General features: G+C 65.9%; 15 protein-coding genes. 6 read left to right on the plus strand and 9 right to left on the minus strand.

Annotation, left to right across the window (positions count from 1 at the left end; all coding sequences use genetic code 11):
* Positions 1 to 996 carry a helix-turn-helix transcriptional regulator gene (locus EV652_RS14485; protein WP_132209602.1) on the minus strand — a complete coding sequence of 332 codons (996 nt, stop codon included), beginning with the start codon at positions 994 to 996 and terminating at the stop codon, positions 1 to 3.
* Positions 997 to 1,056: 60 nt separating this feature from the next.
* Between EV652_RS14485 and EV652_RS14490 the strand changes: the two genes are divergently transcribed.
* Positions 1,057 to 2,190, plus strand: a complete 1,134-nt coding sequence (locus EV652_RS14490; RefSeq protein ID WP_132209603.1) for an epoxide hydrolase family protein — start codon at positions 1,057 to 1,059, stop codon at positions 2,188 to 2,190.
* 47 nt (positions 2,191 to 2,237) lie between these two features.
* Here EV652_RS14490 and EV652_RS14495 read toward each other — a convergent pair whose 3' ends face one another.
* The 6 genes from EV652_RS14495 to EV652_RS14520 all read right to left on the minus strand — a co-directional run bounded on the left by EV652_RS14495 (position 2,238) and on the right by EV652_RS14520 (position 7,786).
* Entirely contained in the window at positions 2,238 to 3,173 is a 936-nt protein-coding gene (locus EV652_RS14495; protein WP_132209604.1) for a glycoside hydrolase family protein, read from the minus strand.
* Complete coding sequence (locus tag EV652_RS14500) at positions 3,173 to 4,033, minus strand: carbohydrate ABC transporter permease (RefSeq protein WP_132209605.1); 861 nt, start codon at positions 4,031 to 4,033, stop codon at positions 3,173 to 3,175. Before EV652_RS14500 ends, EV652_RS14495 begins: the two co-directional genes overlap by 1 nt.
* 1 nt (position 4,034) lies before the next feature.
* Positions 4,035 to 4,961: a carbohydrate ABC transporter permease gene (locus EV652_RS14505; protein WP_132209606.1), complete on the minus strand. Its 927-nt coding sequence runs from the start codon at positions 4,959 to 4,961 to the stop codon at positions 4,035 to 4,037.
* A gap of 1 nt (position 4,962) precedes the next feature.
* Positions 4,963 to 6,255: an extracellular solute-binding protein gene (locus tag EV652_RS14510; protein ID WP_132209607.1), complete on the minus strand. Its 1,293-nt coding sequence runs from the start codon at positions 6,253 to 6,255 to the stop codon at positions 4,963 to 4,965.
* An 81-nt stretch (positions 6,256 to 6,336) separates the two neighbouring features.
* Entirely contained in the window at positions 6,337 to 7,353 is a 1,017-nt protein-coding gene (locus tag EV652_RS14515) for a LacI family DNA-binding transcriptional regulator (protein ID WP_132209608.1), read from the minus strand.
* 106 nt (positions 7,354 to 7,459) lie between these two features.
* Entirely contained in the window at positions 7,460 to 7,786 is a 327-nt protein-coding gene (locus EV652_RS14520; RefSeq protein WP_132209609.1) for a hypothetical protein, read from the minus strand.
* Positions 7,787 to 7,883: 97 nt separating this feature from the next.
* On the opposite strand from EV652_RS14520, the gene EV652_RS14525 reads away from it, so the two are divergent.
* Complete coding sequence (locus tag EV652_RS14525; RefSeq protein ID WP_132209610.1) at positions 7,884 to 8,234, plus strand: hypothetical protein; 351 nt, start codon at positions 7,884 to 7,886, stop codon at positions 8,232 to 8,234.
* Between the two features lie 266 nt (positions 8,235 to 8,500).
* On the opposite strand, the gene EV652_RS44030 is transcribed toward EV652_RS14525, so the two are convergent.
* Positions 8,501 to 8,671, minus strand: a complete 171-nt coding sequence (locus EV652_RS44030) for a hypothetical protein (protein WP_158441159.1) — start codon at positions 8,669 to 8,671, stop codon at positions 8,501 to 8,503.
* 397 nt (positions 8,672 to 9,068) lie between these two features.
* Between EV652_RS44030 and EV652_RS14530 the strand changes: the two genes are divergently transcribed.
* Positions 9,069 to 9,551: a CHRD domain-containing protein gene (locus EV652_RS14530; RefSeq protein WP_158441160.1), complete on the plus strand. Its 483-nt coding sequence runs from the start codon at positions 9,069 to 9,071 to the stop codon at positions 9,549 to 9,551.
* A 44-nt stretch (positions 9,552 to 9,595) separates the two neighbouring features.
* On the opposite strand, the gene EV652_RS14535 is transcribed toward EV652_RS14530, so the two are convergent.
* Complete coding sequence (locus EV652_RS14535; protein ID WP_132209612.1) at positions 9,596 to 10,621, minus strand: helix-turn-helix transcriptional regulator; 1,026 nt, start codon at positions 10,619 to 10,621, stop codon at positions 9,596 to 9,598.
* A gap of 188 nt (positions 10,622 to 10,809) precedes the next feature.
* On the opposite strand from EV652_RS14535, the gene EV652_RS14540 reads away from it, so the two are divergent.
* From EV652_RS14540 to EV652_RS14550, 3 genes are read left to right on the plus strand one after another with little or no spacing between them, the layout of a single operon-like run.
* Positions 10,810 to 11,592, plus strand: a complete 783-nt coding sequence (locus tag EV652_RS14540; protein WP_132209613.1) for an ABC transporter ATP-binding protein — start codon at positions 10,810 to 10,812, stop codon at positions 11,590 to 11,592.
* Positions 11,576 to 12,277 carry an ABC transporter ATP-binding protein gene (locus EV652_RS14545; protein ID WP_242001763.1) on the plus strand — a complete coding sequence of 234 codons (702 nt, stop codon included), beginning with the start codon at positions 11,576 to 11,578 and terminating at the stop codon, positions 12,275 to 12,277. Before EV652_RS14540 ends, EV652_RS14545 begins: the two co-directional genes overlap by 17 nt.
* A gap of 22 nt (positions 12,278 to 12,299) precedes the next feature.
* Entirely contained in the window at positions 12,300 to 13,556 is a 1,257-nt protein-coding gene (locus EV652_RS14550; RefSeq protein ID WP_132209614.1) for an ABC transporter substrate-binding protein, read from the plus strand.
* The last annotated feature ends 1 nt before the right edge of the window (position 13,557 follow it).

The following is a 13,557-nucleotide window of genomic DNA, read 5'->3' on the forward strand; positions in this document are numbered from 1 at the left end:
TCAGCTGATTGCGCGGAGGTAGCGGTTGCCGATGGTTTTGAGGTGCTGGACGAGTTCGGGTGGGTCGTCGACGTGGAAGTCGAGGCCGAGCATGCCGATGTAGACAGCAACGATCTCGAGGGACTCGGCGCCGGTGACGAGGACGCTGGTGTTGTCGTCGACGGACTCGACCACGCCGACGGCGGCGTGGATTCGGGACAGGACGTCCTGGGCGGGAGCGAAGACCGTGATGCGGGCGTGGACCTTCCACCCCGTCGTCGCGACGTCCCGCAGTACGAAATCGGTGTAGTCGTCGCCGGGCATCGGACGCGGCTTGTAGCGACGACCTGTTGCCATCCGCAACGACATCCAGTCGACGCGATAGGTGTGCCAGGCGTCGGCCTCGTCTCGCGCGACCAGGTACCAGTACCGCTGCCAGCTCACCAACCGATACGGCTCCACCAGGATGGGCAGATCGGATCCGCTGCCCGACCCCGGGCCACGGATCGGGGCGCCGACAGGCACGGAGTAGTCGAAGCGCAGGTAATGCTCGTCCCGGATACAGGCCGCGACCGCCGTCAGGACCGCCGGGTCGATCTCGGGATCCGGCACATTGGACCCGGTGTTGTCCGGGCCTTTCTCCATCGTGCTGTGGATCGCGTTCACCTGCCGCCGGAGCCGATGTGGCAGCACCTGCTCCAGCTTCGTCAACGCCCGCGCACTGCTCTCCGCCATCCCGACAACGCCCGCGCCCGTCCGCAGACCAACGGCGACCGCGACGGCCTCCTCGTCGTCCAGGAGTAGCGGCGGCAGCTTGGCACCGACCCCGAGTTGGTAGTGCCCGGCCGGCCCACGGGTCGCATCGACCGGGTAACCGAGTTCGCGCAGCCGGTCGATGTCGTTCCGGATGGTCCGCGTGGTGACTTCCAGCCGCTCCGCCAACTCAGCACCGGTCCAGGCCGGCCGGGTCTGCAGCAACGCCAGCAACGAGAGCAATCGCGACGAAGTTTCGAGCATGCCAAGAATCATCGCACAAACAGGAACGTAATGTTCCTATTAGGGGCATAGCTTGAAGCCATGAACAACAACGAGAGCATCCGGCCCTTCACCGTCGACATCGCCCAGGCTGACCTGGACGATCTGCTCGCCCGCCTCGCGCGGACGCGGCTGCCCGAGCCCGTTCCCGGCGACGACTGGGACTACGGCACTCCGAACCACTACCTCCGCGAGATGGTCGACCACTGGCAGCACGGGTTCGACTGGCGCGCGCAGGAGAAGCGGATGAACGAGTTCCCGCACTACCTGACCGAGATCGACGGCCAAACCGTGCACTTCATCCACGTCCCGTCGGCGGTCGAGGGTGCGACGCCGCTGCTGCTCACCCACAGCTACCCGGGGTCGTTCATCGACTTCCTCGACATGATCGGCCCGCTGACCGATCCGGTCGCGTACGGCGGCTCGGCCGAGGACGCGTTCTCCGTCGTCGTACCGTCCATCCCCGGCTTCGGTTTCAGTACGCCGCTGGTCGACCGCGGCTGGACGATGGCCCGGGTGGCTCGCACCTTCGACACCTTGATGCGCCGGCTCGGCTACTCGTCGTACGGCACTCATGGCTCGGACGCCGGCGCACTTGTCGGGCGTGAGCTCGGGCTACTCAACCCAACAGGTTTCCTCGGTCTACATGTCTTACAACTGTTCTCGTTCCCGTCGGGCGACCCGGCCGAGTTCGAGAAGTTCACGCCGGCGGACTACGCGGCGCTGGAGCACCTGCAGTGGTTCCAGTCGGTCGGCGGGTACAACCAGATCAACGCGACCCGCCCGCAGACCGTAGCCGTCGGCGTCTCCGACTCGCCGGTCGGGCAGCTCGCCTGGAACGAACTGTTCAACAGCTTCGGCAACGGCACCAGCCTCGTCACCCACGACCAGATCCTGACCGAGGTGTCGCTGTACTGGTTCACCAACAGCTCCGCCGCGGCCGGTCGCTACCACTACGAAGAGGCCCACTCCGGCGCCGAACCGACCCAGAACCACGCCCCGACCGGCGTCGCCGTGTTCGCCGACGACTTCAAGACGATCCGCCCGCTGGCTGAGCGCGACAACACCAACATCGTCCACTGGTCCAACTTCGAAACCGGCGGCCACTACGCCTCTCTCGAGCGGCCGGACGAACTCACCGCCGACATCCGCAAGTTCTTCTCGAGCCTGCGCTGAACAACTCGCTGGAACAGCCCGGGGCCGCTGCGGCTCCGGGCTTCCGGCTATACATGCCTGAGAGTAAGACCGGTCGGGGTGAGCTCCACCGGCATCGGGTGACTGATGGAGCCGATGAACCCGTCCGGGCCTTGGTTGTGAAAGGCGAGGAGCGCCCAGGAGCCGTCCACGTCGCGGATGAGGCGACCGACGTACAGGGAATCGTCGGTGAGAAGCGTTGCCTTGCTGATGTCGAAAGGGCCGGTCGGGCTGTCCGCGACGACGGACCAGACACCGCTGCTTCTTGCGGTCTCCTGCCGCCATGGCGCCAGCTCCCCGCGGAGGCAGTTGAACAGCAGCACGACCTGGCCGTCGACGACCTCCACCTGAAAGACCTCGAGGTGCCCGAATCCGGCGCCCGGTTCGCTCAGCGGCGGCTGGACCTCCCAGTGCAGCAGGTCGGTGGAGCGGGCATGACCGACCACGCCGCGATCGTCGGCAGGACCGTGGCCGGCCCTGGCAGTGATGAGCATGTGCCAGCCGTCGCCGTCCGGATCCGGGTACACCCACGGGTCTCGCCAGGCCTCGTCGAACCACGACGTCCCGTCGTACTTCTCGTACCAGCGCGGATCCGCAGCTGTCACCGGGTTCCCGTCGTACTTGTGCCAGGTAATGAGGTCATCCGAGGTCGCCAGCCCGACAGTCTGGATCTTGTCACGTGCACCTGTGTAATACATGTACCACTGTCCATCAGGCGCCCGTACGACGGAGCCGGTCCAGGTGGCCGTCTCGTCGAAGTCCCCGGCCTCGCCGTGCACCAAGGCATCGGGCAACCGCGTCCAGTTCCGCAGATCGTCCGACACCGCATGACCGATCGACGCGCGACCGTGGCGCCGGTCCGGATCGTGCAGGGCACGCGAGGCGTACAGGAAGAACAGGTGGTACTCGTCGCCGTCGCGGGCGAACCAGAAGTCCCACACCCACGAGTCGGGCAGCTCCAGCATCAGCCCTTCACCCCCGCGGCCGCGATGCTGCCGATGAAAGCGCGCTGGAACGCGACGAACAAGACGAGCACCGGCACGGTGATCATCGAGGCATAGGCCATGATCTGTCCCCACGAGACGTTGAGTTGGAAGAAGTACTGGATGCCGACCATCACCGGGCGCAGGTCCTCGCTCTGCACGACCATGAGCGGCCAGAGGTAGGAGTTCCAGGCCGGCAGGAAGGTCAGGATCGCGACCGTCGCGATCGCCGGACCGGACAGCGGCATCACCACCCGGCGATAGATCGCGAACCAGCCGGCGCCGTCCATCCGGGCCGCCTCGTCGAGCTCGACCGGGATGCTGGTGAAGTACTGGTAGAACAAGTAGATCGAGAACGCGTTGGCCAGGAACGGCAACACCTGCACGTGATACGTGTCCAGCCACCCCTCGGTCAGCTGGAGCTGGAACCCGTGCAACTCCAGCCACGGCAGCTTGTTCACCCACCACACCAGCGGCAGCGCGAACGTCTCGAACGGCACGATCAACGTCGCGATGATCGCTGCGAGCACGACGCGACGCCCGGCCCACCTCATCCGCGACAGGGCGAACGCGGCCATACTGTTGATCAAGATGCCCAGGGCAACTGTCACGACGGAGATCAGCACCGAGTTGACCAGGAACCGCTCAGCCGGCACCCGGTCGAACACTCCGCGATAGTTGTCCAGCGACAGCTCGCCGACCGGCAGCACCGCCCGCAGCGAGGACAGGTCGGCGAAGATCTGCGCGTCCGGCTTGAACGACGAGATCAGCATGAACACGATCGGGAACGCGAACACCACGACCAGCAGCGCCCGTCCCCCTTGCAGTAGCGAAGTCCTCATGTCAATCCTTGTCCCGGGTCAGGAAGCGCTGTACGCCGGACACCGTCAGCACCAGTACGAAGAAGACGAGTGAGATGGCGGCCGCATAACCGGTCGACTGTTGCTCATAGCCCGTTCGCACCGCCATAAAGACGACGGTCGTCGTTCGGTCCAGTGGTCCGCCCTGCGTCATCACGCTGATCTGGGTGAACAGGCTGAACGCCGCGATCGTGATGGTGATCAGGATGAAGGTCCGCGTCGCCCGCAATCCAGGCCAGGTGATGTTCGCGAACGTCTTCCACCCCGAGGCCCCGTCCAGCGCGGCCGCCTCGTACAGGTCTCGTGGGATCGTCTGCAGCCCGGCCAGCCAGACGATCATGTGGAACCCGACCGCCTGCCAGATCGACATCACCATGATCGCCGGCATCGCTGTGTCCGGGTTGTTCAGCCAGTCGGTGCCCTGCCAGTGGCCGAACGACACCGCCGAGAGGAGGTGGTTCAGCAGCCCGTCCGGCTGGTAGATGAACCGCCAGAGCAGTGAGATGACCACCATCGAGGTGACGACCGGAGCGAAGTACACGGTCCGGAAGAAGTTCGTCCCACGGACCTTCGCATTGACCAGCAGCGCCAGGATCAGCGCGAGCCCGGCCTGGACGGGTACGACGACCACCGCGAAGTACGCCGTGTTGCGCAGCGACGCCCAGAACACGCTGTCGCCGAACAGGGTGATGAAGTTGTCGACGCCGACGAAGCGAGCCGGCCGAGGCGAGATCAGCCTGGCGTTGGTGAACGCGAGTCCGAACGCGAGCAGCACGGGGACCAGGAAGAAGACGACCAGCAGGACCACGGCCGGCGAGGCCATCGCGACGCCGATCAGTGTCTCGCGGGATCGCGCCGTACGAGCCCGGACGCGTCGGGCGACCAGTTGGCCGGTTGCGGTGGCATACATGTCAGAACTCGTAGTTGCCGTTGGACTTGATGTTGTTGTCGATGTCGGCGGCCGCCTTGTCGAGGATCTTCTGCGCGTCGCCGCCGGCCAGGATGTCCGACACCGCCTTCTGGAAGGTCGACGAGATGTACGGGTAGGCCGGCGTCACCGGGCGTACGACGGCGTCCTTCTGGCTCAGGTCGAGGAAGAACCGGTACTTGCCACCCGGCGCGAAGTTCGGCACCTGGGCCGCGGCGTCGGTGTTCGCCGGAATCAGGCCGAGCGCGTTGGCGTAGGCGACGTAGTACTCCGGCTTGGCCGAGAACTTCAGGTACTCCAGCGCGCCGTCCTTGGCCGCGCAGGACGAGGACATACCCCACTGCCAGGACGCGCCACCGATCTTCGGGCCCTTGCCGAAGTCCGGCGGTGGCAGGAAGACCACGTCGGCGCCGAACTTCTTCGTCACCGCGTCGGCCGCCCAACTGCCGTTCCACATGATCGCGGACTTGCCGTTCACGAAGTCGACGGTGGAGTCCTTGCCCGACTTCTGCTGGGCGTATCCCTTGGTGATCAGTCCACGGAACCAGGTCGCCCACTTGAGCGCGTCCGGACCGTTCAGCACACCCGTCGCAGTCTGGTAGGTCTCGCGGTTCACCAGGTCGCCCCCGAAACTCTGCAGCAGCGGCGAGTACGCGTACGGGATCCACTCGCCCGTTCCCGCCGTACCCATGTCGAGCGGGAAGGCGAACTTGCCGCCGGCCTTGATCTTGGCCACCGCCGCGTCGAACTCGTCGCCGGTCCATGGCTGGTCGAGGGTGGGAATGCGGATGCCGTACTGCGTGAGGACGGACTTGCGCGCGATCAGACTCATGGCGACGTCGTAATGCCCGAACGAGTACACCTTGCTGTCGACCGTGCCGAGGGTGCTCGGCAACTGCTTGTCGAAGAAGCCGTCGGGCATCTCGAGCGGCTGCAGGTAGCCGGCCCAGGCCCAGTTCGGGACGTTCGGCCCGTCGATGTCCATCACGCAGGGCAGTTTCTTGGCCGCGGCCGCGGCGGTGACCGCGTCGTTGTACGACGTCTGCGGGAACGACTGCAGCTTCACCTTGTACTTCGACTGGCTCGCGTTGAAGGCGTCGACCACCTTCTTGTTCACGGCGAGCTCGGTCGGGTTGCCGCCGTTGTGGGTCCACAGCTCGAGAGTGGTGACGCCGCCTTCGTTACTCGCGCCGCTGTCGGAGGACCCGGACGAGCAGCCGGTCAGGCCGAGGGCCGCGGCTGCCAAGAGGGCAACCAGCTTCGGGGTGCGTGACATGGTCTGTTTCCCTTCGTTCTCGGGCAGGGCGAAGCTGCCCGTACTGCGTTCTGCAGCGGGATGTCGGGTGAAGTCGAGGGGTTAGGCGACCGAGTTCCGGTAAACCAGCGGGCAGCTGAGTTCCACCTGGTGCGGGCCGTTGAGTTCTTGTCCCTCGATCCGTGCAATCAATGTCTCCACGGCCCACGCGCCCATCTCGTAGTGCGGCAGCGCGACCGTGGTGAGGACGGGCCGGAGTCCCTCGGCGATGAGTTCCTGGTTGTCGAACCCGACCAGCGACAGATCCTCCGGAATACGCAGACCGAGCTCGGCCGCGGCGTGGTACGCCCCCATGGCCATCCGGTCGTTGAAGCAGAACAACGCGGTCGGCCGATCAGTGGCCGACAGCAACTTTCGGGCGGTTTGCAGCCCGCCTTCGGTGTCGGAGCTTCCTTCGACCACCAACCGCTGGTCGAAGACCAGGCCGGCGTCGTCGAGCGCGGCCCGGTATCCCTCCAGCCTTCCGCGCGTCGCCGGGATGTCGTCGACGTTGTTGAGGAAGCCGATGCGGGTGTGCCCGTGACGGATCAGCTCCTCGGTCGCCGTACGCCCACCACCGACCTCGTCCGGAACCACGGAGGGCACGGACAGGTCATCGGACCGCGCGTCCAACAGCACTGTCGGTACGCCGTCGATCGCCTCGGGCAGCACGACCTCCCGGTGGTACATGGTCGCGTACAGGAACCCGTCGACCTGCCGCTGCCGGAGCGCCCGGATCTCGGCCGCCTCGAACTCGCTGTCGAACCCGGTGTTGACCAGCATCAGCAGCCAGCCGGCCTTCGACGCCGCTTCCTGCGCTCCGAGGATCATCCGGCCCGCGTACGGCGTGGTCGCGATCTCGTCGCTGATCAGGGCCAGCATCTGCGACCGCTGCAGACGGAGGTTGCGGGCCACACTGCTCGGCGCATACCCGAGCTCGTCGGCCGACTGTTTCACCCGTGCCCGGGTCGCGTCGGTGATGCGCTTGCCGGGCGCCTCGTTGAGGACGTGCGACACCGTGGTGACGGATACACCGGCGTGCGCCGCTACATCCCTGATCGAGACCTTGCGCTGCGACATCGTGTTGCCCAATCGTTTTTCCAACCTGTGGCGAACACTGTCCCGCGCCCGATCAGGGCATGTCAAGACCTCATGCCCAAACGTTTTTTCAGACTGCGCGACTGAACTAGCGCTTGGCCAGAAACGCTTGAAGCGCCTTCGCGTCGAACGAGGGTTTGTCCACCTCGATCGACTCATTCCCCAACGTCAGCCTGACCGTCCCCGGCCCATGACGCCGGCAGATCCAATCCCGCAGTACGGCGACCAACCCCGGAACCATGCCGTCGGCCCCGCTGAGCGCAACCGCCGTCGCCGGCTCATCCCCGATCCCCGCCTGAGTCATGAACTCCTGCTCAGCCAGCTCCTTCCGAAGCTGCCGAACAGCCTTCCCCACCCGCTCCGCATCAAGCCCAGCCCCCACCACCCGAACCTCAACCCAACGCCCTTCACCCATCCCCCCAGGCTACTCAAACCCGGTCCTGTGGATAACTCCATCCGCCCACGCTCGGCCTTTCCTATGCTGTTGAACACCTCAAGCGGAAGGACCCCCGATGGACTCCGAAACGCCGTACGTTCTCTCCGGTGGTGAACGGATCTGGGTGATCAACCCGGCCGCAGCCTCCGAGCACCTCCCCCAGATGCTCGAGCGATTTCGTGCCGGCGAAGCAGGGCCCTTCATCGTTGGGGACGGCGGCCAGCCCGAAGCTGTCGTCATACCGTGGGATGCCTGGCGCCGGCTCGCCGTACTCGCCGCCGAGACCGAGGAGTTCGACCACGTCTACGAGATCGCCCGCGAACGCCTGGCCAACGACGCGCCCTCTGTTCCCCTCGAAGAGGTAGCAGCCGAACTCGGCTGGGACCTCAGCGAGCCGATCGACGACTCGGACCTGCCGAAGAAGTGACCGTCCGGTTTCGGATCCTCGTCAAGCCACGGGTCCGACGGCAGCTTGCGATGCTCGAACAGGCCGCCGCGTCACAGCCGGGCAGTCTGCGCGACCGTGAACTTCGCGCCCTCAGGCTTGGTCTCCAAGCACTCGCCGAGGGCCGCGAGGAGGACTTCGCCGGTAAGCGCCTCGGCTACTCGCCCGGCCATCACGACCTTCGCGATTGCGCCGAGCTGAAGATCCCGGTCATCCCCGAGTCCCGCTACGGCAACGACCTCGGCCCCTCACACCGGCTGGTCTATCGCGAGTTCGAACCCGAGGACGGTGGCCTCCCCTACCGGGAGGTCGTCTGCTTCGAGCCCCGCCAGGCAGACCGCCCTTTTGAGGTCGCCGGCTCCCGCCTCCAACGCGAGGTCGGCCGCCCCGACCCTGCCCTTGCTCACCTCCCGAACCACCGACCCAGATTCCAACGCGGTGCCGCCGAACCCACAGGCCCTCCGCGCCTACCTCTCCCACCCGACCTCCGCCGGGCGTTGGCCGCAGCCTCCGGCGTCGCGCCCGCCACCGAAGCCGTCAGGCCGCGTTCTTCCTCCGATCAATCGCGGACTCGGCCGCGCCGCGGCGGTCCACCTGGTCGAGAGTTGTGACCTATCTGCCTGCTGCGCGGTGGAGTCGGGTCCGGGCGTGGAGTGACTGAACCAACGGGGGCTTGGCATCGTTCATTGGGGTGTGACGGCGATCACAGCCGCGACGTTCACGCCTCGATGAGGGAGGGAACAGATGGTGGCAAGAAGAGCACGGCTAATCGCAGCGGCCATTGGGATCGGATTGGCGGCCACGGCGACAGGCAGTGTGGCGACTGCGGGCCGGGAAGACTCCGGCAGCTCGCCGAACACGGTCCGCGAGCAGTTGTCGGGCTACGAGGAGGACCCGGCCCCGATCTCGACGAACGGCTCAGGTCGGTTCCAAGCCAGGATCGACGATAAGAACAAGCAGATCACCTATCAGCTCAGCTACACCGCACTCGAGGGCACGGTCCAGCAGGCGCACATCCACTTCGGTGGAAAGGCTCAGAGCGGCGGGATCAGCGTCTTCCTCTGCACCAACCTGAACAACGGCCCCGTCGGCACCCAACTGTGCCCCGCGGCACCAGCGACCGTGACCGGCACGATCAGGGCCGCCGATGTCATCGGCCCGGTCAACCAGAGCCTGACCGCCGGCCAGTACGACGACTTCGTCAAGGCGCTCCGGAACGGCACGACCTACGTCAACGTGCACAGCTCGACCTTCCCCGGCGGCGAGATCAGGGCCCAACTCGACCACCACCACAACTGACGCAACCATCACGGGCGGGCCGAACCGGCCCGCCCTACGTTGCGTTAGTCAAATCTCCGGGCCGCGCGGTGGAACCGGTTGCCGACTTCCTTGACGGCCGCGGCCAGCTCCGGCGCGTCCAGTACCTCGAAGTCCGCATCCAGCAGCCCCAACCACAGAGCCAACTGATGAGGGTCGTCCGAGCCCATCTCGACGATGCATGTGTCCTCGTCGACCACGTCGGGCTCGATCGGAATCGGCATCCGGTTCTGTACGTACGCCGCTGAAGCGAACACCATCACGCGGGCCCGGTACTGCCACGACGCCTCGCCGACAGAACGCCGTACAAACTCAGCAACATCCTCCTCAGGCAACTCGCGAGGGGTGAACCGCGGCCCGTTAGGCGTCTTCAACCGGATCCGATCCACCCGGAACGTCCGCCACGCCTCCCGTTCGTTGTCCCAAGCAACTAGATACCAGCGTCTCCCCCACGCCACCAACCTATGCGGCTCCGCTGCCCGCGCCGGCTGCAACTCCTCGACGCCCGAACCTTCCGCCGGTTGGTCGGTCCCTTCTGCTCGACTTCCCCAGGCCCCTCCAACCGACCCGCCCGCGTAGTCGAACCGCAATCCCTCCCGATCCCGAACCGCGGCAGCGATCGCCGTCAACACCTCGGCATCAACCCGCGCCCCACCGCCGCCCACCGCAACCGTCGCCCCCGCCAACGTCTGCACCCGATGGCGCAACCGCGAAGGCAGAACCTGCTCCAACTTCACCAACGCCCGAACCGACGTCTCCTCGATCCCCGCAATCCCACCCGCAGCCGCCGACCTCAACCCGACCGCAACAGCCACCGCCTCGTCGTCATCCAGCAACAATGGCGGCAACTCCGCACCAGCGCCCAACCGATACCCACCGGCCACCCCCGGCCGCGCCTCCACCGGATACCCCAAGCCCCGCAGCCGCTCCACATCAGTCCGAAGCGTCCGAGTCGACACCCCTAGCCGCCCGGCAAGGTCAGCCCCCGACCAATCCCGCCGTACCTGCAACAGCGACAACAACCGCAACAACCGAGCCGACGTCTCCAACATCCCGCCATCGTCCCACCGATAGCGGAAGACTCCCTTCCGCAATCAGCCAAGCGGTCCACGCTGACGACCGACCCACCAGGCGTTCCGGCAGGTACGGGCCTGTCCTGTGCGCCCACCACACCTGTTGGGCGAGCAGTGTGTCTTCCTACGACATGGAACAGCGTTCGCGGTGCACCTAGCTTCCAGCCATGGATCCAAGCAACGCGCCCGGACGCGACTCCGGGGCGGTGATCGAGACCACCGGACTGAGCAAGAGCTTCCGCGGCTTCACCGCCGTCGACGGGGTCGACCTCACCGTCTCGGAAGGTGACGTGCATGCGCTGGTCGGACCGAACGGCGCGGGCAAGACAACGCTGTTCAACCTGTTGACCGGCTTCCTCAAACCGAGCGCCGGCCAGATCAGACTCAGCGGCCGGGACATCACCGGCTCGTCGCCGGAACGGATCGCGCGGCTGGGTGTGGCTCGCTCGTTCCAGATCACCAACTTGTTCGAGCAGTTGACACTGCAGCAGCACGTCGAGCTTGCGCTGATGGGTACGACGAAGCTCGGCCACCGGTTCTGGGTGTCCGACCGGGTGCTGGCCAAGTTCGCGGACCGCGCGGGCGAACTCCTCGACGAGGTCGGGCTCGCCAGGCAGCGCGACGTACCGGCTGGAACCCTCGCCTACGGGCAGAAGCGCGCACTCGAGCTCGCCCTCGCCCTTGCTCTCGATCCCGCTGTGCTGCTGCTCGACGAGCCGACGGCCGGCATGGGGATGGAGGACGTCGAGCGAACAGTCGAGCTCGTCAAGCGGATCCGCGCGAACCGGACGGTCGTTCTCGTCGAGCACAACATGAGCGTCGTCGCAGGTCTCGCGGACCGGGTCACGGTGCTGCAGTTCGGGCGGATCCTGACCGAGGGCACGTACGACGAAGTGCGCAACGACCCGCGGGTGATCGAGGCGTACCTGGGTGGTGAGTCCGCTGCTTAGCGTTCAGGGCATCAATGCGTCGTACGGCGAAGCGCAGGTACTGCGGGACGTATCGCTCGACGTGGCAGCCGGCGAGGTGGTCACGCTGGTCGGCCGCAACGGCGCCGGGAAGACCACGCTGCTCCGGTGCTTGATGGGACTGCATCGGCCGACCTCGGGAACCATCACCTTCGACGGCACGGACATCACTGGCCTGCCGGCTCACCGGCGTACCCGTCGAGGTCTGGGACTCGTTCCGGACGACCGCGGGATCTTCGCCAGTCTGAGCGTCGAGGAGAACCTCAGGCTGCCACCCCCTGTCAGCGGCAGCGCTTGGTCGATGGATCGCGTCTACGAGTCGTTCCCGGTGTTGAAGGAACGCCGCAAGTTCCCTGGTACAAAGCTTTCCGGCGGCGAGCAGCAGATGCTCGCCATCGCCCGCGTACTGCGGATGGGCGCCACGCTCCTGCTGTGCGATGAGCCGACCGAAGGTCTTTCGCCGGTGCTCGTGTACCAGATCGGCGACATCCTGCGCGACATCAAGGCGGCCGGGGTGACGGTGCTGCTCGTCGAGCAGAACGTCCGGTTCGCGTCAACCGTTGCTGACCGCCACTATCTGCTCGCCCAAGGCCGGGTCGCGCAGACGCTGGACAACGCCGAAGTGCAAGAGCGAGAGCACGAACTGCTCGAGTATCTCGGCATCTAACGCACCATCGGAGGAGAACCCCATGCGACGAAACCTCATCCCGGCGATCTCGACCCTGGCCGTCGTCTCGCTGCTGGCAGCCTGCGGCGGCGGGGCGGGCGGCCCATCCGGTGGCGGCGGGAAGGTCAGCGACGACAAGATCGTGCTGGGTGTCATCAACGACCAGACCGGCATCTACAGCGAACTGTCCGGCCCGAACGCCGTCAAGGCGGTGCAGATGGCCGTCGACGACTTCAAGGCAAAGCACGGCGACGATGCCGTCAGCAAGAACATCGAGGTGGTCGTCGCCGACCACCAGAACAAGCCGGAGATCGCGAACACCAAGGCGCAGGAGATGTACGACCGGCAGAAGGCCGACGCCATCTTCGACGTACCGACGTCGTCCGCAGCGCTCGCGGTCGCCGGGCAGGCCGCGGCGAAGAAGAAGCTGTACTTCAACGTCACCGCGGCGACGACCGAGCTGACCGGCGCGAAGTGCAACAAGTACACATTCCACTATGCCTACGACACGTACATGCTAGCCAATGGCACAGGTACGACGGTCACCGAGGCCGGCGCGAAGAACTGGTACATCGTCTACCCGGACTACGCGTTCGGTCAGGACATGGAGAAGAGCTTCTCCAAGGCCATCGAGACGGCCGGTGGCAAGGTCGTCGGCAAGAAGTCGTCGGAGTTCCCGAACACCAGCGGCGACTTCTCGTCCCAGCTGCTGCAGGCGCCGGCCGCCAATCCCGACGTACTGGGCACCATGCACGCCGGCGGTGAGCTCGTGAACCTGGTGAAGCAGTACAACCAGTTCAAGCTCAAGGACAAAGGCGTCGGCCTGTCTGTCGGTCTGATGTTCATCACTGACATTCACTCACTCGGACCGGACGCACTGGCGGGCACGCGGTTCACCGACGCGTGGTACTGGAACTTCGACCAGCAGAACCGGGAGTGGGCCGACAAGTTCAAGGAGAAGACCGGCTCCCGGCCGTCCTTCGCCCACGCCGGCAACTACTCGGCCACGATGAACTACCTCGAAGCCGTCCAGGCCGCCGGCACCGACGCGTCGGACGACGTGGTGAAGAACCTGGAAGGTAAGGACATCAACGACTTCTTCCTGCGCAACGGCAAGATCCGGGCCGAGGACCACCGCGTCATTCACGACGTCTACCTCGCCGAGGTGAAGCCGAAGAGCGACGTCAAGGAGGAGTACGACTACGAGAAGATCGTGACCACCATTCCCGCGGACAAGGCGTTCAAGCCGGTGTCCGAGAGCACCTGCAAGATGGGCTAAC

This window comes from Kribbella steppae, from assembly GCF_004342025.1.
Lineage (GTDB): Bacteria > Actinomycetota > Actinomycetes > Propionibacteriales > Kribbellaceae > Kribbella > Kribbella steppae.